Here is a 20,989-nt window from a genome sequence, read left to right as displayed (position 1 = left end):
TATACCAAAGTTTACAAAATTGTGCATATAAAATTTGTTGCGTAATGTTTTGTAGAGCATAAGTTTGAATTTGGGAATATAAAAATAAACCAAAAAAAGGACTTATCGATGAAGATGAACTTATGCAGCGTCGGATTGGCTTTGGCGTTTTTATCTACACCTACATTTGGAGTGGCAGACACAAGCTTACCTGTTATCGCAGATGAGATTAAATACTCTTTAACACAGGCTGAGCTTAAAGCGGTAGATGGGTTTAAATCGACTCAACTTATCGAACACAAGGGGGCTACATTTGTAAAGCTCCACTTTAAAGAGCTGATTTTACCCAAAGGTGCCTCTATAAGAATCCAATCTCCCACATCAGGAGAAACGGTTGAGTACGATAAAAGTCAAAGTAATTGGTATGCTCAATCGATTTCAGGTGAATCTTTGACTATCGAGTTAGTTGCAAATTCGAATGGCGAGTATGGGCGATTTGAATTGGACCATTATATGGCCGGCCGGGAAGTCATAGGGGAAGAGTCAACTTGTGGTGTCAATGAACGTCGTGATGTTGCTTGCTGGGAAGACTCCCACCCAGATAAAGTCGCTTGGAGTGCGCCAGTAGCACGTTTGTTGATCAATGGTAGAAGTCTATGTACTGCTTGGCGTGTTGGACCCAATAACCATATGTTCACCAATAACCATTGTGTGGAAAGTGCGTCTGAATTAAAAAATACTGAAGTTTGGTTTAACTACCAGAGAACCAGCTGCAATGGTTCCATGGCAACAACCGTCAAAGTCATGGGTAATGAAATACTCAGCACAGATTATACCTTAGATTACACCTTATTTACTGTCGATGATTTCGCTAAAATATCATCGTTTGGTTATCTTGGGTTAGATGCATCTGAGCCCGTTTATGGTGATGGTATTTATATTCCTCAGCATGGTTCAGGTAACCCTAAAGAGCTTTCAATTGAGAGTGATAAAAATGGCTCAGGAATGTGCCAAATTGATCTGGCCTCCGCGAATGGGCGTGGTTCCAATACAGATACGGGTTACTTTTGTGACACCATTGGTGGCTCTTCGGGATCACCAGTATTAACAACGGCGAACAACAAGGCGATCGCGCTGCATCACTTCGGTGGTTGTGAGAACCAAGGAGTGAAAATCAGTAAGATTTGGCCGAAAGTTTCCAGTTATTTTAACGGTGTTTTACCTGACGGTTCTGTGGGACAGCCTCCAGGTGACGGCGCCACTGAACTAAGTTTGGATACGCCACTTTCAAACCTGTCCATGACTAAGGGTGAAGAAAAAATGTTTGTTCTTCGTGCGGCAAATCGGACGTCTGATGTCACGGTTTCCATCGCTTCTGGCACAGGGGATGCGGACTTGTATGTACGAACAGGACAACCACCAACGACCAGTACCTATGACTGCAGACCTTATCGCTCGGGAAGTACGGAGTCTTGTGACGCTGTGAATGCGAGCGAAGACCTTTACGTGATGCTTAGAGCATACAGCAGTTTCTCTGGAGTGACACTTTCGGTCTATAAAAAATAGATTCATGGTTAGGGGGGCTTTGGCACCCCTTTTTTTATTTATCTAATGATATAAATATGACAACTTTAGATAACGCCTCACTGTAAATGGAATAATTCTCAAAATATAAGTAATTATCCTAAGTTTTGGATGTTTTCTAAAGTCCCGTGGAGGGGATAATGAAATACTCAAAAACATGCTTGGGGATAGCACTTTCTTTTACCTCGATGTGTGCAATCTCGGCAGATAAAGTATGGGTTTCTATAGGTTCAGATGCGGCGGAGACCATTACGGCAGTTGGAGCAACATCTGTATTGCCCGCCTCTTTGGCTAATAATGGTCATGCCTGGGTGGGACAATTGGATGAAACTCAGTTAGCGGGTCTATCGCATGACATGCATGAAAAGCACCATCGCTGTGGTGGTTACATGGTCCACCCATCACTACAAAGTGCGATGTTGGCAAGCGCTATGCCTGTAACTTTGGATAGTTTTACCATTCCAACCTTATCTCAACAGGCGCTTGTCTTACCATGGCTTTCGCAGGTAAGCTCAGCTGAAATTACCCAAACCATTCGCTCTTTGATGAGCTTTAACAATAGGTTTTACACCACCACATCTGGTGCGCAAGCATCTGATTGGATTGCGAATGAATGGAGAACCTTAACGTCAGGGCTTGCAAATTCGAATGTCACTCAGTTTTCTCACAGTAGATATAACCAGAAATCGGTAATTTTGACTATTGAGGGAAAAGAACATCCGGATGAGTGGGTGGTCATGGGAGGCCATCTAGATTCCACCATTGGGCCTAGAACCAATGAAAACTCAATTGCACCAGGTGCAGATGACGATGCATCGGGTATTGCTAGTGTCACTGAGATTATACGAGTATTGTCAGAAAATAATTTTGCTCCAAAGCGCTCTATGGCATTTATGGCTTACGCGGCGGAAGAAGTCGGTTTAAGGGGTTCGCAAGATATTGCCAATACCTATCGTTCGCAAGGCAAAAATGTGGTATCTGTATTGCAGCTAGACATGACTAATCACAAAGGCTCTGCACAGGACATTGTTTTCATCACGGATTATACCGATAGCAGCTTAACTCAGTTACTTACCAATTTGCTTGATGAGTATTTGCCATCTCTAAGCTATGGCTATGATCGTTGTGGATATGCATGTTCGGACCATGCTTCATGGCATAATGCGGGCTACTCAGCTGCTATGCCGTTTGAATCAAAGTTTAGTGATTCTAATCGACACATTCATACCTACAGAGATACTCTTGATAACTCAGACTCTACAGGTGCCCATGCGACAAAATTTACCAAATTGGGTTTAGCATATGCAGTTGAGATGGGTAATGCTAACGGTGACAATCCTCCAACAGATAAGGTGTTAAAAGACGGTGTACCGGTCACTGGATTAACAGGCGCTACAGGAAGTGAAACTTTGTACACCTTCGAGTTGGACTCTGTTAGAACCCTAGATATCAAAACATCGGGTGGATCTGGCGACATGGATCTGTATGTAAAGTTTGGTTCTAAAGCCAGCAAGCAAAACTGGGATTGTCGTCCATATCGATACGGTAATAATGAAACTTGCACCTTTACGAATGCGTCTCCAGGGACATATTACGTGTTGTTGAATGGTTATTCGTCATTTTCCGGTATGACATTAGAGGCATCGACTCGGTAGTTTTGATGTATGGGTGGCTTTAGGTTGTGCCATCCCACCAATTAAAGTGTCTTTTTAGTCAAATAAGTAAGTTTTCCTTTCCTTGAACCTCTCCTAACTATTTATTCTCACAGCGAAAAATAAAACAATATAATATTTGTTGCATACAATTGTGATATGAAGCTAAGGTTATAGTGTTGGCTGGGTGTATTGATGGTTTGACTATGAGCTTAGACTCAAGTATTCACTGAACAAAAGTGAATAGCCTACAAATAATAACGGACCTGATCGCATCCTTACGTTGTTTTGTTCGCTCGTACATATAGTGAGGAAGCGTAATGAATATTGGTTTTAAAACTCGTATCTATCTTGGGGTAGGGTTACTTGTCACTCTATCTCTGACCATTCTGGGCACTTTGAACATACTCTCCATGAAAGAAAAAATGATCACTGGATTGGTGAGTGAAACTCAAAACAAGCTTAATTTTCATGTTACCGAACTTGAGCAGATGATGAAGTTTCGCATCGATGCAATTGCTTCAGGTGCAGAGCAGTTCGGTACGAAGTTAACAATAGAAGAGAATCAGAAATTGGTCACTTTACTGGCTCAAAGTGCAGGTTTCGCAAATGTGATTGTCACTTACGAAGATGGTCGCAATTATATGTCGATTGAAAACGCCAGTCGCTTTGATTTTCGAACTAGGAGTTGGTACAAAGCAGCGAAGAATGCATCATCTGCCGCCCTAACGAATATATATCAGGATAAAGTGACAGGAGACCAGGTTGTTAGTGTGACCATGCCGATAAAACAAGATGATATTGTCGTCGGGGTGCTTCTCGGTGATATTCAACTTGGAGAAATTATTGATAGGGTGAGCAATATGCGTTTTGCAGGTGGCGCTGCAACGCTGACCGATAGGAATGCGGTCTTTTTTGCTAGTGATGATCCAAATGATATAGGAAAAACACCGTCACAGGTCAGTGCTAATTTCTCTCAGATGGAACAGATGTTCGCCAATCAGCAAAGTGGACACCTGAGCTTTCCATACCTCGGCATACAATTTGACGGCTATTTTCAAAGGGTCAATTTAGCTGATGATATGTACTGGACCTTGATGGTGTTTGTGGATAAGGCAACAGCGCTCGCTGAAGTCGATAAAGCGGAGCGTGAAGCGATTTTTATGGGGACTGTGTTATTTGTTATAAGCTTTGGAGCTATTTTTATTATTATCCACTATGCATACAAACCTTTACTAATACTCAAAGCTGCGGTTCTTGACCTCTCTGAAGGAAATGGAGATCTTACTCAGCGTCTTGAAGTCACTAGCAGGGATGATTTAGGGCAGATTAGTCAGGGGTTTAATGAGTTTGTACAAAGCCTACAAAACATGATGCTCAATATCTCTCAAGCGAGCGAAAATATCTCCACCAATATCAGTGAACTCAGAGATACTGCGCGAGATAATGAGGCTAAGCTTCTTAACCATTCGAGCGAAACGGAACAAGTCGTGACTGCTATCACTCAAATGAGTGAAAGTGCGCGAACAGTAGCGGAGAGTGTTCAACAGTCAAATAAAATCACTGACGCAGCCAGTTCAGAAGCACAATCTTCATTGAGTATTGTCAACAACGCTGTTTCAACGGTGAGTACCTTGGTTACTGAAGTTGAGGATATGGCTGGTCGTATAGGAAGTATGAAGAAAGATGCCAATCGTATTAGCGACGTACTCACCGTGATTGGTGAGATTTCCGAACAAACCAATTTACTCGCTCTCAATGCAGCCATTGAAGCTGCTAGGGCGGGAGAGCAAGGTCGGGGGTTTGCCGTTGTCGCCGATGAAGTCAGGGCTCTAGCTGCAAGAACACAAAATAGCACCTCTGAGATCTCGGATATGTTGAGCCAATTGCTTGATGGAACTGATCGAGTGGTGAGTGCAATGGAAGCCACTAAAGGGCAATGTCAGTCAACCGCTGAAAAAACTTCTGAGGTTTCAGAAAGCTTGGGTGTTATGACAGTTTCAGTTAAAGAGATTGATGATGTCAGTACGCAAATCGCTGCAGCAACAGAGCAGCAGAGCACGGTTGCAGAAGAATTGAGTCGTAACATGTTATCCATTCGCGAAATCGTCGATTCTCTGGTAAGTAGTGGGCAACAAACGGTATCAGCCACAGAATCTTTGGGCGACTCAAACCATGAACTTGAAAGATTAGTAGCCAACTTCAAACTGAAGTAATCTTGTGCCTCAGGAATAAACTCTTGAGGTAAGAACATGCTCGGCAAACGGTGCTTTGCACCAGAAGATGGTGGCCCACATTATTGAAGGCAGGGCCTTTTAACATAGTCGTTGCCGAGTCCTTATGGCTCAAGTTAAGGCCTAAATTTCATATTGCATTGCTTTTTAAGCCGCTTGGCTGCGGCTGACTTATTTTGCTCTGCGTATGTAAATGATAAATGGATCATTATCAATGATAGAAGGAGAATAAGCATGGCTTATGTTTCTACATTCCCCAAAAATCCTGTAGGTGAAAATACTTTGTCCAGAGGTTTCATCGATAAATATCAGCAGGTGATGCGATGCTTCTTTAGTCGTGATAAACGATTATGGCCCCTGTTTTCTTCTCCTGATATTGAAATGTTGGTTAATGGTCAGAGTCCTTTTTCTAATGAAAAAGGCCAACACCTTAATAAGGCATTAAAGCAACGCGAAGAGATACCAGATGAAATGCAGCTCCAGATCAATGCTTTTGATCCCCTTGCGTTATTCGTCGCTCATCATTGCAAGGATTGGCAGGATCCAAAATCGGTTGAAAATGTCATTTCAACACCCTGTGATCCCGCGATACACGGTGCTATGTTAGCCACAGTCAAAAATCCCAATTTAGTTTACAGTGAATACGCGGGTATGGCCGTTGAGCTGGAAAACATGGTCATTCGTCAGATAGCTTCTCTTGCTGGTTATGATCCAATATATGCTGGAGGATTGTTCACTCAGGGAGGAACATTTTGTAACCTTTACGGTTATTTGTTTGGATTACGTAAGACGTTTCCAACGTCGAAATTCGAGGGTATTGCGGGTCGAAGTTTTTGTATGTTCAATACTGAATCGGGTCATTATTCAAACATGACTAATTTAGCTTTGATGGGAATCGATATTGGTAATCAAGTTACTCGGGTTCGTATCAACAGAAACAACCAAATTTGTCTCGATGATTTCGAGCGCCAATTGGATGCATGCTTTAAGAAAGGGGTTATGGTCCCGGCGGTAATGTTAACCTGTGGCACTACAGATACTTTTGCTATTGATGATATTAGCTCGGTGCGCCTAACTACTGAGCGTTTATGTCGTAAATATCATATTCCCCGTGCTCCTCACATTCATGTCGATGCAGCGGTGGGATGGAGTTTACTCTTCTTTCTTGATTATGATATTGGCACTAACCCGTTGGCGATTAACCCTGCCACGCTAAAGAGCTTATCGTATTTGAAGAGCATGATGAAAGGGTTAAAAGAAGCCGATTCATTTACGGTTGATTTTCAAAAGTGGGGATATGCGCCCTATACATCGAGTCTGCTTATGGTAAGGGATCACCAAGATTTTGAGGCATTACGTCAGCAATCAAGCTATTTCTCTTACTTTGAAGATAAGCTCAAGAGTAAAACATATCTTCAGTCAACGATCGAATGTTCTCGAGGAGCAGCTGGAGTCTTTTCTGCCTATTCAGCTTTACAATTTCTCGGTAAAGAAGGTTATCAGACTATCTTGGCTCATGGGTTACAAAATGCCAATTACATGCGCGCCCAACTCGAAAAGATAGATGGCTGTAAAGTGGTGTGTCCCTCTAATCATGGTCCGTCGGTAGCTTTTCGGTTATACCCAGAACTGAACGGACCGGTATCAGAGGTGTATTTAAACGAAATCGGGCTGAAAGCTAATAAGGCTGATGAGGATAAAATTAACCAAGTATCTTGCTATCATCGTCAACATTTCAATCATAGAAGAGGAAAAGGTCTTAAAACAAATTGGGTAAATTCTATTACTCACACAGACTATAATCACACTGGTAATTGTTTGGCTATACCGGGTGAAAAGGCGGTTTTTCTTAACCCTTACACCTCAAGAACTGATATTGATGAATTCTGTCGTTTGTTTTACTGATTCTCTACAATAGTGATGTTGCTCTCGCGGCGGCGTTAGTTGACATAAATAAATTGATGTGCCAAGTGCCGCTAGAGAGTGGATGGTACAAAGAAACGATTACGTTCGTCAGGTTCAACAAGATATTGACTGCCGCTAAAAGACACCAACCCCCAACATAGAGCCGCCAGAAACATGAATTCAACTCGGTTAACACGCTTGTTATTTAATTAGAATGCAAGATCATTGAAGCTTGATATCCGCTGGGTTAATTTACAAAAACATATAAAGGTTATGATCTATAGAGTTTTGTGTTTTTATATTGTTACCTTTGTTGGTTTTTATTTGAACACTTGGTCCGAAATGGAGACACTTAACTATACATGTTGATGCTGTGATTTATATCTAAATAATAAAGCTTCGTAATGAGTCAGCTTTTATATCTTTTATAATATTTTTTTCAAAATGTTGCATTGATCGGAGAATTAAGCGGTTTTTTGCTACATTTTTATGGCAAATCGAATCGAGGGTTGATAATGTGTGCTGCAATCTTCGTAAGGTTTTGGTGTTTTGTGCTTAATTATTACACTAAACAATGCTAAATCACTATTTCTTATAAGTAGGCTTACGAAGACGTCATGGATGCAAATTGAAAAATTCGGAGTTTACGCATGTACAAGAATAAGATCACTCAAGCCCTTCTTCTTGGGGCAACTATTACCCTTGCCGCCACCTCAACTTTTGCCGCAAATGTACCATCGGGTACTAAATTAGCAGAGAAGCAAGAATTAGTTCGTGGTAACGGTGCAGAAGTTGAATCTTTAGATCCTCAGAAGGTATCAGGCGTACCAGAAAGTAACGTTATTCGAGATTTGCTCGAAGGCTTAGTGATTCAGGATGGAAATGGTAACACTATCCCCGGTGTGGCGGAGAGTTGGGAGACATCTGATAATAAAACATGGGTTTTTCATCTTAGAGAGAAAGCTAAGTGGTCAAATGGAGACCCAGTAAAAGCAAGTGATTTTGTCTATTCTTGGAGGCGTCTTGTAGACCCATCTATTGGTTCGCCTTACGCTTCATATCTCGAAATGACAACGATGCAAAACGCTGCCGATATTATATCTGGAGCTAAAAAGCCCGAGAGTTTGGGCGTTGTTGCAGTCGATGATTATACCCTCAAAGTGACGCTAGATAAGCCTCTTCCATACTTTGTTACTATGACTGGTCACACATCTATGAAGCCGGTAAATCAGGCTGTAGTTGAAAAGCTGGGTGATTCTTGGACAAGTCCGGAAAACTATGTAGGTAACGGAGCATATAAACTAAGTAAGTGGGTTGTAAATGAACGTATTGTTTTAACAAAAAACCCTAATTACTGGGACGCCGATAATACAGTAATTAAAAAAGTGTCATTCTTACCCATTGAAAGCTATGTTGCTGAAATGAACCGTTTTTTAGCTGGTGAAATAGACTTGACATATGAAATGCCGAATGAGCATTTTAAGCGCATCAAGAAGGACTATCCTGAAAGCTTAAAAGTAACACCATATTTATGTTCATACTATTACGAATTTAATACAAAGAAAAAGCCTTTCGATGATATTAAGGTAAGGAAAGCTCTATCCTTCGCCATTGATAGGAAAATAATTTCCGATCTGGTAGTCGGTAAAGGTGAAACACCTGCGTATAACTTTACGCCGTTAGCTACTAATGGGTTAAGTGTAGAAATGCCTGAGTATGCAGGTTGGACTCAAAGTGATCGCGTGAAGAAGGCAAAACAACTTTTAAAGGAAGCAGGTTATGGTGAGGACAATCCTCTAACCTTCAATTTATTATACAATACGAACGATAACCATAAGAAAATTGCAGTAGCAATATCATCTATGTGGAAGAAAACTCTGGGCGTAAACGCGGTATTAGAAAACCAAGAATGGAAAACATACTTGGATAATAAACGACAAGGTAATTTTGAGGTTTCGCGAGCAGGATGGTGTGGGGACTATAATGAGGCCTCAACTTTCTTGTCCATAATGAAGTCAGGACATTCACAAAACTATCCTAATTATTCCAGTGTTTCATACGATCGTGAAATCGATAATGCACTCTTGGCTACATCAGAGGAAGAACGTTCCAAAGATTACAAAAATGCAGAAGCTTTATTAGCTCAGGATATGCCTATTATGCCGATATATCATTATGTTAATGCGCGCTTGGTTAATCCTTCTCTTGGTGGTTACCCTATGAAAAACCCTGAAAATAATGTTTTTTCAAAAGATTTATATTTTGTAGAGAAATAGAAACAAGTCGTGAAGTATTTTAAAGGGATAGGTGTAACCTAATCCCTTTTTATTTCTTGAACAATCTATATAACAAGAGAAAAACTATGATAAAGTTTATTGCCAAAAGAGTACTGGAAGCAATACCGACAATGTTAGTGTTGATTACTGTCTCTTTCTTCCTTGTTCGTTTTGCACCGGGAAATCCATTTTCTAGTGAGCGTCCTTTGCCTCCGGAAGTAATGGCCAATATTAATGCCAAATATGGCCTAGATAAGCCTGTATTCGAACAGTATACCACTTATTTATCCAATATAATCGTCGGTGATTTCGGCCCTTCATTTAAGTATAAAGATTATACGGTGAACGAGTTAATTAGTGAGTCTCTTCCTGTATCAGCAAAAATTGGATTATTTGCATTCATATTTACTGTTATATCAGGGGTGACTATTGGAACTCTTGCTGCTTTAAAACAAAATACTTGGCTTGATTTTTTGCTTATGGCAAGTGCTATGTTAGGGGTAGTTCTACCATCATTTGTTTTAGCTCCTCTACTTATATATATATTTTCAATAAAGCTACAGGTATTGCCTGCTGGTGGATGGCTTGACGGTTCTTTGAAGTATATGCTTTTACCTATTGTTGGTATGTCTTTACTTTATGTGGCAACTTTTGCTCGGATTACAAGAGGTTCAATGATCGAGACTTTGAACAGTAACTTTATCCGCACTGCCAGAGCAAAAGGTTTAAGCTATAGATACATCATCATCAAGCATGCATTGAAACCTGCGCTTCTTCCTGTTGTGTCCTACATGGGGCCTGCTTTTGTCGGCATTATTACTGGGTCAGTGGTGATTGAAACCATATTTGGTTTGCCGGGAATTGGTAAACTATTCGTCAATGCCGCTTTCAACCGAGACTATTCGCTGGTGATGGGAATAACGATTTTAATCGGTTTCCTTTTCATTTTATTCAATGCAATAGTCGATGTTTTTCTAGCGATGATAGATCCAAAAATTCGCTACTAACAAGGAAGTTGGAAGTATGTTAACAAAAAAAGAAAACCTAGAAGCGATAGAGAAATTTTCTGAAGAACTAGAAATTCAAGGTCGCAGTCTTTGGCAGGATGCTCGTATTCGTTTTATGCGAAATCGTGCAGCAATGATAAGCCTGTTTATCTTATTTCTTATGACTCTGGCCGTTATTTTCTTGCCTATGGTAGCGCCTTATACCTTCGATGACACAGACTGGTATGCGATGCATGTCGGACCAAGTGCTGAACACTGGTTTGGTACGGATAGTTTAGGGCGAGATCTTTATGTAAGAACACTAATTGGTGGCCGAATCTCACTCATGGTCGGTGTTATGGGCGCATTTGTCGCTGTACTGATTGGTACTCTTTATGGTGCTACGTCAGGTTTTATTGGCGGCAGAACCGACCGCGTTATGATGCGTGTATTAGAAATTTTATACGCTGTGCCGTTTATGTTCTTGGTCATTGTCTTAGTCACCTTTTTTGGCCGAAACATTATTTTAATTTTCGTCGCTATAGGTGCCATTGCTTGGTTAGATATGGCTCGTATCGTGCGCGGTCAAACCTTGAGTTTACGCAGCAAAGAATTTATTGAAGCTGCATATGTATCTGGTGTGAGCAAATGGAAAATTATTACGCGCCATATTGTACCTAATGTACTCGGTATTGTTGCTGTGTATTCCACCTTACTTATCCCAAGCATGATTTTAACTGAGTCGTTTTTATCATTCTTGGGTTTGGGTGTACAGGAACCAATGACGAGTTGGGGAGCTCTGCTCCAAGAGGGCTCTCAAACAATGGAAGTTGCCATTTGGCAGCTTATATTCCCTGCGGCATTCATGGTCGTAACACTGTTTTGTTTTAACTATGTTGGTGATGGTTTGCGTGATGCGCTCGATCCAAAAGACAGATAATTAAAAAGCAATAAATTATAAAATCTATAAAGATTAAGGAAGCAATGATGAGCTTATTAGATGTCAAAGATCTGCGTGTTCAATTCACCACTCAAGATGGCATTGTTACTGCAGTTAATGATTTGAATTTTTCTCTTAATCAGGGAGAAACACTGGGTATTGTTGGCGAGTCAGGTTCAGGGAAATCTCAAACCGTATTCGCTATCATGGGCCTTTTAGCGAAAAATGGCATTATTTCAGGTAGCGCTTTATTCGAAGGTAAAGAAATCCTTAATTTGCCAGAAAAAGAACTCAATAGGGTGCGAGCTGAACAAATTGCAATGATTTTTCAAGACCCTATGACGTCCCTTAACCCATACATGAAAGTGAGTGATCAATTAATGGAAGTATTGATGCTACACAAAGGGATGGGAAAAGCGGAAGCGTTTGAAGAATCGGTGCGCATGTTAGAAGCGGTTAAAATACCAGAAGCGCGAAAACGTATTACTATGTTTCCACATGAGTTTTCTGGCGGTATGCGGCAGCGTGTTATGATAGCAATGGCTCTGCTCTGCCGGCCAAAGCTTTTAATTGCTGACGAGCCTACGACAGCGCTGGATGTGACGGTTCAAGCTCAAATTATGGACTTGCTAAACGAGCTTAAGCACGAGTTCAATACGGCAATCATCATGATCACTCACGACTTAGGTGTTGTCGCAGGCTCATGTGATAAAGTCTTGGTGATGTATGCAGGTCGAACCATGGAGTATGGCACGGTCGATGAAATTTTCTATCAACCGAGTCACCCCTATGCAGAGGGGCTGCTCAAAGCGATCCCTCGTCTAGATACTGAAGGTGATATTCTACCAACTATTCCGGGTAATCCACCCAACCTTCTTAACTTGCCTGTTGGTTGTCCCTATCAAGAGCGTTGCCATCGAGTGATGAATCGTTGTAAGACAGAAGCTCCTGTACTGACAGCTTTTGAAAATGGTCGTCAAAGAGCATGTTTTTCAGAATGGGAGGCTTGGAAAAGATGAGTACAGACAAGAAAGTAATTTTGGACGTTTCTGATTTAAAAGTTCATTTTAGTATTGCAGCCAAGTCAGCTTGGCCATGGGCAAAACCCGCCAATTTAAAAGCAGTTGACGGTGTAAATGTTCGGCTATACGAAGGAGAGACTCTTGGTGTAGTCGGAGAATCCGGTTGCGGTAAATCGACGTTTGCTCGGGCAATTATTGGCTTAGTTGAAGCGACCGATGGTGAGGTGGTTTGGTTAGGTCAAGATCTTACCAAAATGCAGGAAGTTCAGCGCCGCGAAACGCGCAAAGAAATTCAGATGATTTTTCAAGATCCCTTGGCATCATTGAATCCACGTATGACCATAGGCGATATTATTGCTGAGCCACTAGAGACTTTTTATCCTGAACTTTCAAAGCAAGAAGTGAAAGTTCAGGTCAAGAGGATGATGACAAAAGTAGGCCTACTACCTAATGTGATCAATCGCTACCCACACGAATTTTCCGGTGGTCAATGCCAGCGAATTGGTATAGCTCGTGCGCTAATTTTAAAGCCTAAAATGATCATCTGTGATGAGCCGGTATCTGCTTTGGACGTATCGATCCAGGCACAGGTGGTTAACTTACTAAAAGAGTTACAGAAAGAGCTTGGGCTGTCGTTAGTGTTCATCGCACATGATTTATCGGTTGTGAAGCATATATCTGATCGAGTATTGGTTATGTATTTAGGCAATGCAGTTGAGCTTGGAGAGGCGGAAGCCTTGTTCGACAACCCTAAGCACCCATACACACGTGCACTTATGTCAGCGGTTCCAATTCCTGATCCAAAACTTGAGCGCAGTAAGGAAATTGAGATGCTTGAAGGCGATTTACCTTCGCCAATAAACCCACCTTCTGGCTGTGTATTCCGTACTCGTTGTCCACAAGCTACTCAGGCTTGTGCTGAAAGAAAGCCATCAATTCAAGGAAATGATGTGCATGCCGTGTCTTGTTTACAAGAGAGTGTATGACACTGATTAACCGTTAATCGTCTATTAAATAAAGTTCAAATTATTCGAACAACAAAGCCAACTGATTCTGCTTTTGAATCGGTTGGCTTTTTTTATACTCAACCTAGTTAACATAAAAATGGACACTGAGTTATGGGCAAGTTAGTAGATGGAAAATGGCATGATGTATGGTATGACACGACCAAAAGTGGTGGGCGTTTTGTTCGTGAAGATGCTGGGTTTAGAGACTGGGTTAAAAACGACTCAGGTGCAAAATTTCAAGCAGAATCTGGGCGCTATCACCTATATGTATCACTTGCTTGCCCATGGGCGCACAGAACGTTAATTTTTAGAAAACTGAAAAATTTAGAAAGTCACATTGATGTCACTGTAGTGAGCCCAGATATGATGAGTGAAGGTTGGCTTTTTGCAACTCCTGAACCCTTGTATGGATATACTCGACTGCATCAAATTTATACCCATGCTAACAGTACCTACACTGGGCGTGTAACTGTGCCAGTGTTATGGGATAAGCAGCATCAAACGATTGTAAGTAATGAGTCTGCAGACATTATTCGTATGTTTAACCGCGAATTTAACGAGATTACGGGCAACCACCAAGACTATTACCCGAAAGAACAAGAATTGGCCATTGATGAATGGAATTCTGATATCTATGTGAATATCAACAATGGGGTTTATCGATGTGGTTTCGCCACTACTCAAGACGCTTATGAAGAGGCGTTTGAACAGCTGTTCAATGCTTTAGACCGCCTAGACAAGCACTTAGCAACCCATAGATATCTTGTTGGACAGGTTTTGACAGAGGCAGATTGGCGACTTTTCACAACGTTAATTCGCTTTGATGCCGTTTACGTTGGGCACTTTAAATGCAACAAGCAACGCATTGCTGATTACGTTAATATTTATGGTTACATGAAAGAACTTTATCAAATGAGTGGTGTGGCTGAAACCGTGGATTTTTATCATATTAAACGTCACTACTACTTTAGCCATACGGGTATCAATCCGACTCAAGTTGTTCCTAGAGGCCCAAGTTTAGATCTAGACTCTTCTCATTGTAGGGATAGTATATAGTGTAAACCGATGATAGTAGATAATAAAAAAGCAGCTAAAAATAGCTGCTTTGAATGTTAGTGGGTAAATTAGTTGTGCTCTTGATCAGCTTGTATCGCAGTCAGTGCAATTGTGTAGACAATATCGTCGACCAATGCACCACGTGACAGGTCATTGACCGGCTTACGCATACCTTGCAGCATTGGGCCGATAGACACAAGGTCGGCACTACGCTGTACTGCTTTGTAGGTCGTATTACCTGTGTTGAGGTCTGGGAAGACAAACACAGTGGCTTTACCTGCAACTGGAGAATTAGGTGCTTTAGAAGCCGCTACGTTTTCCATAATTGCCGCGTCGTACTGAAGAGGGCCATCGATGACTAAGTCAGGACGTTTCTTCTTAGCAAGTTTGGTTGCTTCGCGAACTTTATCAACATCCGCGCCTTTACCTGACTCACCAGTAGAGTATGAGATCATCGCAACGCGAGGCTCAATTCCAAATGCAGCGGCAGAGTCGGCAGACTGAATAGCGATTTCTGCGAGCTGCTCAGCAGTAGGATCAGGGTTAATCGCACAGTCGCCATAAACCAGTACTTGGTCAGGAAGCAACATGAAGAACACCGACGAAACAATAGAAGCGTTCGGCGCTGTCTTAATGATTTGGAATGGAGGTACTATCGTGTTCGCGGTGGTGTGCACTGCGCCTGATACAAGCCCATCAACTTCATCATTTTCGAGCATCATGGTGCCTAAGAATACCGAGTCTTGCAGTTTTTCTCTAGCAACGACTTCCGTCATGCCTTTCTTACCACGTAGTTCGACTAGTCGAGCGACGTAATTTTCTCGAATGGCATCGGCATCAATAATTTGTACGCCAGAGTTAAGCTCGACGCCTTGCTGCTCGGCAACGCGCTTAATTTCTTTTGGATTACCAAGCAGAACACATTCAGCAATGCCACGCTCTGCACAAATAGCAGCCGCTTTGACTGTTCTTGGCTCATCACCTTCGGGAAGAACAATACGTTTTGCTGCTTTGCGCGCAAATTCCGTCAATTGATAGCGGAAAGCGGGAGGACTTAAACGACGAGATTTGTGTGTGCCTTCGGTGAGCGATTCAATCCAGTTACCGTCGATGTGTCCGGCAACATGCTCATTAATGAATTCGATACGCTCTTTATCATCTTCAGGTACTTCCAAGCTAAAGCTTTGAAGGTTTAATGATGTTTGCCAAGTATTACCTTGAGCTTTAAATATTGGTAAACCTGTGTCAAATGCTGGCTTGCAAAGATCAACAATTTCTTCAGGTATGTCGTAGCCACCTGTAAGTAACACGGCGCCAATATCGACACCATTCATGGCTGCCAGTGCGGCCGCTACAATAACATCAGGACGGTCTGCAGAAGTGACAAGTAGAGATCCTGGCTTGAAGTGCTCGATCATATTGGGTAATGAGCGAGCGCAGAAAGTAATGCTCTTTATGCGCCTAGTATAGATATCGCCTTGATTGACAATATCGGCTTTTAGATGCTTGGCCATATCAATGGCACGAGTAGCGATGAGATCGATACTCCAAGGAACACAACCTAGTACGCGAATGGGTGATGAATTAAAAATCTCCATCACCTTCATTTCATTTTGCTGTGCACTGTCTGCATCATCAAATATTTCTGAAAGATCAGGGCGAGTACGTCCTGCTTCGTCCACTGGCGCATTCAGCTTGTTAATGACCACACCCGAAATATTTTTGTTTTTAGTGCCACCAAAGTTTGAACAGGCAACTTCAATGCGCTCTTTAAGCTGAGCAGGGTTATCTGTACCTGGTGTCGCAACGAGAACAATTTCAGCACCAAGTGTTGCCGCAATTTCTGCGTTGACTTGGTTTGCAAATGGATGCTTGCGCGTAGGGACTAATCCTTCGATTAAAGTTACATCAGAGTCTTTATTAATTTGGTTATAGCGTTCGACCACTGTTTCAAGCAGTTCATCCATGTTATCGTTGCCGATTAAATTTTCAGCAACGGACATGGCTAAAGATTGGCCTATTTCCATGTCGCTATTGTGTGCGACTATTGTCGATGTTAGGTCAGGCTGGTCGCCACCGGAACGAGGCTGACAAATAGGCTTGTAGAAGGAAACTTTAACACCTTTACGTTCCATTGCACGTAAGATGCCCATGCTAACACTTGTTAGGCCAACACCAGCGCTGGCAGGGATAAGCATAATAGTACGAGACATTCTTAGACTACCTTTTTATCTATATAAGACTCAATACCCTATTACCTGATTGAAATAGGTGTAAGTCTAGTAAAAAACCGGCTGACACTTATGCCAGCCGGTTGCACTAATTAAAGGCCTGATAGGCGAGCTGTATCTTCAGCGATAATTAACTCTTCATTGGTAGAGATAACCATGGCTGGTATTCTGCTGTCAGCAGTTGTAATTGTGCCTTCACCGCCGAAGCGAGCTTTAAGGTTTGCTTCTGAGTCGACTATAATGCCAAATACACCGAGACGGTTTAATACCATCTCACGAATTGGGCCTGAGTTCTCACCAATGCCGCCTGTAAATACAATAGCATCTAATCTGCCATCGAGTGTTGCTGTGTAGCCTGCAACATATTTTGCTAGACGATGACAGAATACGTCCATCGCGCGTGTTGCTTCTTCTTTAGTCCCGTAGTTATCTTCGACGAAACGACAATCTGAGGTTACTTCCGTCAGGCCAGCTAAGCCTGACTCTTTAGTTAACATATTGTTGATTTTGTCTACCGAGTATCCAAGAGTATCATGCAGGTGGAAGATAATCGCTGGATCTAGATCACCACAGCGAGTGCCCATTACCAAACCTTCAAGGGGAGTTAAGCCCATTGAAGTATCAACGGATTTACCGTTTTTAATCGCACACACTGATGCACCGTTGCCCAAGTGACAGTTGATGATATTCAGCTCAGATTCTGCTTTGCCTAGACGGTTTGCTGCTTCACGCGCAATGAAAAGGTGAGAAGTACCATGCATACCATAACGACGAATGCCATGTTCTTTATACAGGCTATATGGAAGGGCATATAGGTATGCTTCTTCAGGCATAGATTGATGATAGGCGGTGTCGAATACGGCTGACATTGGTAGGTTAGGGAAGGCCTTTTGAGCCGCTTTAATGCCAATAATTGCCGCGGGATTGTGAAGCGGTGCCAGTGTCGCACAATCTTCGATTCCTTTTAGCACATCATCATTAATCAAGGCTGATTGAGTAAATTTCTCACCACCATGCACAACTCTATGACCAACGGCTTTGAGTTGCTCAGCAAGCTCTGGTTTGGAAGCAAGGATAGTTTCAACGATGAATGAAAGGGCTTCATCGTGGGCTGCACCTTCTCCTAATTGAGCTTCGTGCTTACCATCAAGCTTCCATTTTATACGTGCTTCTGGAAGGTGAAGGCATTCAGCGAGACCTGTTAAGTGCTCGTTGCCGTTTTCGGCATCGACAACCGCAAACTTAAGGGAAGAACTACCGCAGTTTAAAACTAAAACCAGCTTAGACATGAGTGGCTACCTGTAATAATCAGTTAGGATAAAAATCAATCACAAGAATAGAAGAAGCTCGTTCAGCTGCATACTAATCTTGAATAATAAGTCAATTTCCGTATATAAAGACAGCAGTGCTGCCTGTCACTGCCCATATCCCCCTTGCAGATAGGCCTCAATAGTTGCTTAAATGCTAAATAACAGCAACAATGAGTATGTAGGCCTGCAATGGATGACGATAATAGTCAATGATAACAAAAAAATTTGAAAGAATATTAATTTTTGTCAACTTATTGCGATAAATTTTTAATCCTTAAAATTTTTTTTGGTTATTGCAGGTAGGTTAGTGTAGTGAGAGAGCCCTATGAGTAACAAAGTCGGTTTAGTGCATAACCTTAGAGATGGACAAAAGTACATGGATACTTGGCCTATGCGCAAGGAACTTAATTTGCTATTCCCAGAACAGCGAATTATAAAAGCAACCAGATATGGGGTGAAAGTCATGCCAGCCATCGCAGCAATCAGCGTGCTCACACAGATGGTATTTAGCAATTATCAGTCAATGCCCCAAGCGGTTATTATCGCTTTATTCGCAATTAGCTTGCCTATTCAAGGAATGTGGTGGCTTGGAAGTCGGGCGAATACGCAACTTCCACCAGCATTAGCGGGATGGTATAGAGAGATCCATGAGAAAATCGTAGAGAGTGGTCTCGCGTTGGAGCCGATGAAAAAGCAGCCTAGATATAAAGAGCTGGCCCATATTCTAAATCGCGCATTTCGCCAGCTTGATAAAAGTGCACTTGAAAGGTGGTTTTAAGTTAACTTCTTTGAGTGTATTTGATGTAAAAAAGCGCTCATTAGTTTGAGCGCTTTTTTGTTACTGTCTAACTAAATTAGTTGAACATTGCAATCGCATCGGAAGGCTCTACGTATTCAAGGTCGAAGCTCTCTGCAACTTCTTTACAGGTCACTTTACCGTGAATTACATTTAGTCCTTCTAAGAAACCTTTATCTTCTAGCAATGCTTCGCGATAGCCTTTGTTCGCCAATTTAACAATGTATGGCAGGGTAGCATTGTTGAGAGCGAATGTTGAAGTGCGAGCAACAGCACCTGGCATATTTGCAACACAATAATGCACAACATCGTCCACAATGTAGGTTGGCTCCGCATGTGTTGTGGCATGAGAAGTTTCGAAACAGCCGCCTTGGTCAATCGCAACATCAACAACGGCTGCACCAGGTTTCATTTTCGCAATGTGTTCTTTAGTGACGAGTTTTGGAGCTGCGGCGCCAGGAATTAATACTGCACCGATAACAAGATCAGCGTCTAATACATGTTTTTCGATTGCATCTTCAGTTGAGTAGACAACCTTAGCGCGACCCTGAAACTCTTCGTCCAAACGGCGAAGTGTATCAACATTGCGGTCTAAGATGGTTACGTCTGCACGTAAACCAACAGCCATACGCGCAGCATTAGCACCAACTACACCACCACCAACTACAACAACTTTTGCTGGTTCAACACCAGGGACGCCACCAAGAAGTAGACCGCGTCCACCGTGAGATTTTTCTAAAGTTTGTGCGCCAGCTTGGATTGACATGCGGCCCGCTACCTCAGACATAGGTGCAAGTAGTGGTAAGCGACCCATATTATCTGTTACAGTCTCATATGCTATGCAGACAGCTTTGCTCTTGATTAGCTCTTCAGTTTGTGGAAAATCTGGTGCTAGGTGCAAGTAGGTGAATAATATTTGCCCTTCACGGAGCATTGCACGTTCAACAGCTTGAGGCTCTTTAACTTTTACAATCATTTCTGCTTGCGCAAAAACGTCAGCAGCAGTAGGAAGAATGGATGCGCCTACAGCGATGTAATCATCGTCGGAAAAGCCAATGCCTGAACCGGCTTTGGTTTCGACAAAAACCTGATGGCCTTGCGATACTAGTTCACGAACGCTCGCTGGGATCATGCCAACACGGTACTCATGGTTTTTGATTTCCTTTGGTACGCCAATGATCATCCTGACTCCTCATTTTATATTGGTTGTTTTAACTATAATGGTTATATTAACTATGTGTAGGGGAATTCTATCGAATTAATATCTAGTATAGATATGATTGAATAAAATTTGATACTGAATATTAAAAAGTTGTAGTATATTTTTTTGCAAGGAAGTAATAAGGTGGAATAAAAAATGGCAGACAACAATAAGAAGCCGTCTAAGGATCTTGACCGTATTGATCGCAACATTCTTAATGAGTTGCAAAAAGATGGTCGTATTTCAAACGTTGAATTGTCCAAACGAGTTGGTCTTTCACCAACACCGTGTTTAGAACGTGTTCGTCGTTTGGAGCGTCAAGGGTACATTACAGGCTACACAGCCTTACTTAATCCGCAATTTCTTGATGCGTCACTGTTGGTTTTTGTTGAGATTACATTGAACCGTGGAGCACCAGACGTGTTTGAGCAGTTCAATACAGCGGTACAAAAACTTGATGATATTCAGGAGTGCCACTTAGTTTCAGGTGATTTTGATTATTTACTGAAAACTCGTGTATCGGATATGAGTGCCTACCGAAAGTTGTTGGGCGATACACTTTTACGCCTTCCCGGAGTTAATGACACAAGAACTTATGTCGTTATGGAAGAAGTGAAACAAACAAATCAGTTAGTGATTAAAACACGCTAAGCTTTAGGTATTGGCATAGGCCTTTCGGTATTCTGACTTAAGGCAATTGGGTTTTAAGTCCTGATATGGTTAAATTAATAGTCCGAGAGGCGTGGCTTCTCGGACTATTTTTTTCTTATAGTGTTAACCAAATAGGTAGGTTTTATTGCTCCTGATACC

15 protein-coding genes are annotated in these 20,989 nt (G+C 42.0%); 12 read left to right on the top strand and 3 right to left on the bottom strand.

The window, feature by feature from the left end:
• Nucleotides 1-108 precede the first annotated feature (108 nt).
• From FIV01_RS09285 to FIV01_RS09240, 10 genes are all read left to right on the top strand, one after another.
• Nucleotides 109-1,545, top strand: a complete 1,437-nt coding sequence (locus tag FIV01_RS09285) for a serine protease (RefSeq protein ID WP_152430753.1) — start codon at nucleotides 109-111, stop codon at nucleotides 1,543-1,545.
• 158 nt (nucleotides 1,546-1,703) lie between these two features.
• The gene (locus FIV01_RS09280; RefSeq protein WP_152430752.1) at nucleotides 1,704-3,218 is read left to right on the top strand and encodes a M20/M25/M40 family metallo-hydrolase; all 1,515 of its coding nucleotides are present in this window, start codon (nucleotides 1,704-1,706) and stop codon (nucleotides 3,216-3,218) included.
• Between the two features lie 317 nt (nucleotides 3,219-3,535).
• Nucleotides 3,536-5,431, top strand: a complete 1,896-nt coding sequence (locus FIV01_RS09275) for a methyl-accepting chemotaxis protein (protein ID WP_152430751.1) — start codon at nucleotides 3,536-3,538, stop codon at nucleotides 5,429-5,431.
• Nucleotides 5,432-5,683: 252 nt separating this feature from the next.
• Nucleotides 5,684-7,354 (top strand): pyridoxal phosphate-dependent decarboxylase family protein, encoded by a 1,671-nt coding sequence (locus FIV01_RS09270; RefSeq protein ID WP_152430750.1) that lies wholly within the window; start codon nucleotides 5,684-5,686, stop codon nucleotides 7,352-7,354.
• A gap of 650 nt (nucleotides 7,355-8,004) precedes the next feature.
• A complete protein-coding gene (locus FIV01_RS09265; protein WP_152430749.1) occupies nucleotides 8,005-9,630 on the top strand; it encodes an ABC transporter substrate-binding protein in 1,626 nt (541 codons plus the stop codon).
• Nucleotides 9,631-9,716: 86 nt separating this feature from the next.
• Complete coding sequence (oppB, locus tag FIV01_RS09260) at nucleotides 9,717-10,637, top strand: oligopeptide ABC transporter permease OppB (RefSeq protein WP_152430748.1); 921 nt, start codon at nucleotides 9,717-9,719, stop codon at nucleotides 10,635-10,637.
• 16 nt (nucleotides 10,638-10,653) lie between these two features.
• Nucleotides 10,654-11,556 (top strand): oligopeptide ABC transporter permease OppC, encoded by a 903-nt coding sequence (oppC, locus tag FIV01_RS09255; protein WP_152430747.1) that lies wholly within the window; start codon nucleotides 10,654-10,656, stop codon nucleotides 11,554-11,556.
• Nucleotides 11,557-11,603: 47 nt separating this feature from the next.
• Nucleotides 11,604-12,575, top strand: a complete 972-nt coding sequence (gene oppD, locus FIV01_RS09250; protein WP_246210453.1) for an ABC transporter ATP-binding protein — start codon at nucleotides 11,604-11,606, stop codon at nucleotides 12,573-12,575.
• Nucleotides 12,572-13,564 (top strand): murein tripeptide/oligopeptide ABC transporter ATP binding protein OppF, encoded by a 993-nt coding sequence (oppF, locus tag FIV01_RS09245; RefSeq protein ID WP_281361273.1) that lies wholly within the window; start codon nucleotides 12,572-12,574, stop codon nucleotides 13,562-13,564. Before oppD ends, oppF begins: the two co-directional genes overlap by 4 nt.
• Nucleotides 13,565-13,696: 132 nt before the next feature.
• Nucleotides 13,697-14,641, top strand: a complete 945-nt coding sequence (locus FIV01_RS09240) for a glutathione S-transferase family protein (protein ID WP_152430745.1) — start codon at nucleotides 13,697-13,699, stop codon at nucleotides 14,639-14,641.
• A 68-nt stretch (nucleotides 14,642-14,709) separates the two neighbouring features.
• Here the strand turns inward: FIV01_RS09240 and pta are convergent, their stop codons facing one another.
• Nucleotides 14,710-16,854: a phosphate acetyltransferase gene (gene pta, locus FIV01_RS09235; protein WP_152430744.1), complete on the bottom strand. Its 2,145-nt coding sequence runs from the start codon at nucleotides 16,852-16,854 to the stop codon at nucleotides 14,710-14,712.
• Between the two features lie 110 nt (nucleotides 16,855-16,964).
• Nucleotides 16,965-18,161: an acetate kinase gene (locus FIV01_RS09230; protein WP_152430743.1), complete on the bottom strand. Its 1,197-nt coding sequence runs from the start codon at nucleotides 18,159-18,161 to the stop codon at nucleotides 16,965-16,967.
• 346 nt (nucleotides 18,162-18,507) lie between these two features.
• Between FIV01_RS09230 and yfbV the strand changes: the two genes are divergently transcribed.
• Nucleotides 18,508-18,960 (top strand): terminus macrodomain insulation protein YfbV, encoded by a 453-nt coding sequence (gene yfbV, locus FIV01_RS09225; protein WP_152430742.1) that lies wholly within the window; start codon nucleotides 18,508-18,510, stop codon nucleotides 18,958-18,960.
• A 76-nt stretch (nucleotides 18,961-19,036) separates the two neighbouring features.
• Here yfbV and ald read toward each other — a convergent pair whose 3' ends face one another.
• Nucleotides 19,037-20,161, bottom strand: a complete 1,125-nt coding sequence (gene ald, locus FIV01_RS09220; protein WP_152430741.1) for an alanine dehydrogenase — start codon at nucleotides 20,159-20,161, stop codon at nucleotides 19,037-19,039.
• A 174-nt stretch (nucleotides 20,162-20,335) separates the two neighbouring features.
• Between ald and lrp the strand changes: the two genes are divergently transcribed.
• Nucleotides 20,336-20,830 (top strand): leucine-responsive transcriptional regulator Lrp, encoded by a 495-nt coding sequence (gene lrp / locus FIV01_RS09215; RefSeq protein WP_114784432.1) that lies wholly within the window; start codon nucleotides 20,336-20,338, stop codon nucleotides 20,828-20,830.
• The last annotated feature ends 159 nt before the right edge of the window (nucleotides 20,831-20,989 follow it).

This window comes from Vibrio aquimaris, from assembly GCF_009363415.1.
GTDB lineage: Bacteria > Pseudomonadota > Gammaproteobacteria > Enterobacterales > Vibrionaceae > Vibrio > Vibrio aquimaris.
Note: the sequence above shows the minus strand (reverse complement) of the source record. Positions and strands in the feature narration are given on the sequence as shown.

What these genes read in the sequence shown, in the direction of transcription:
- oppB (WP_152430748.1), top strand. Translation starts at nt 9,717, where the DNA reads ATGATAAAGTTTATTGCCAAAAGAGTACTGGAAGCAATACCGACAATG.
- FIV01_RS09280 (WP_152430752.1), top strand. Translation starts at nt 1,704, where the DNA reads ATGAAATACTCAAAAACATGCTTGGGGATAGCACTTTCTTTTACCTCG.
- lrp (WP_114784432.1), top strand. Translation starts at nt 20,336, where the DNA reads ATGGCAGACAACAATAAGAAGCCGTCTAAGGATCTTGACCGTATTGAT.
- oppF (WP_281361273.1), top strand. Translation starts at nt 12,572, where the DNA reads ATGAGTACAGACAAGAAAGTAATTTTGGACGTTTCTGATTTAAAAGTT.
- FIV01_RS09270 (WP_152430750.1), top strand. Translation starts at nt 5,684, where the DNA reads ATGGCTTATGTTTCTACATTCCCCAAAAATCCTGTAGGTGAAAATACT.
- FIV01_RS09285 (WP_152430753.1), top strand. Translation starts at nt 109, where the DNA reads ATGAAGATGAACTTATGCAGCGTCGGATTGGCTTTGGCGTTTTTATCT.
- oppD (WP_246210453.1), top strand. Translation starts at nt 11,604, where the DNA reads ATGAGCTTATTAGATGTCAAAGATCTGCGTGTTCAATTCACCACTCAA.
- pta (WP_152430744.1), bottom strand. Translation starts at nt 16,854, where the DNA reads ATGTCTCGTACTATTATGCTTATCCCTGCCAGCGCTGGTGTTGGCCTA.
- FIV01_RS09265 (WP_152430749.1), top strand. Translation starts at nt 8,005, where the DNA reads ATGTACAAGAATAAGATCACTCAAGCCCTTCTTCTTGGGGCAACTATT.
- ald (WP_152430741.1), bottom strand. Translation starts at nt 20,161, where the DNA reads ATGATCATTGGCGTACCAAAGGAAATCAAAAACCATGAGTACCGTGTT.
- oppC (WP_152430747.1), top strand. Translation starts at nt 10,654, where the DNA reads ATGTTAACAAAAAAAGAAAACCTAGAAGCGATAGAGAAATTTTCTGAA.
- yfbV (WP_152430742.1), top strand. Translation starts at nt 18,508, where the DNA reads ATGAGTAACAAAGTCGGTTTAGTGCATAACCTTAGAGATGGACAAAAG.
- FIV01_RS09275 (WP_152430751.1), top strand. Translation starts at nt 3,536, where the DNA reads ATGAATATTGGTTTTAAAACTCGTATCTATCTTGGGGTAGGGTTACTT.
- FIV01_RS09240 (WP_152430745.1), top strand. Translation starts at nt 13,697, where the DNA reads ATGGGCAAGTTAGTAGATGGAAAATGGCATGATGTATGGTATGACACG.
- FIV01_RS09230 (WP_152430743.1), bottom strand. Translation starts at nt 18,161, where the DNA reads ATGTCTAAGCTGGTTTTAGTTTTAAACTGCGGTAGTTCTTCCCTTAAG.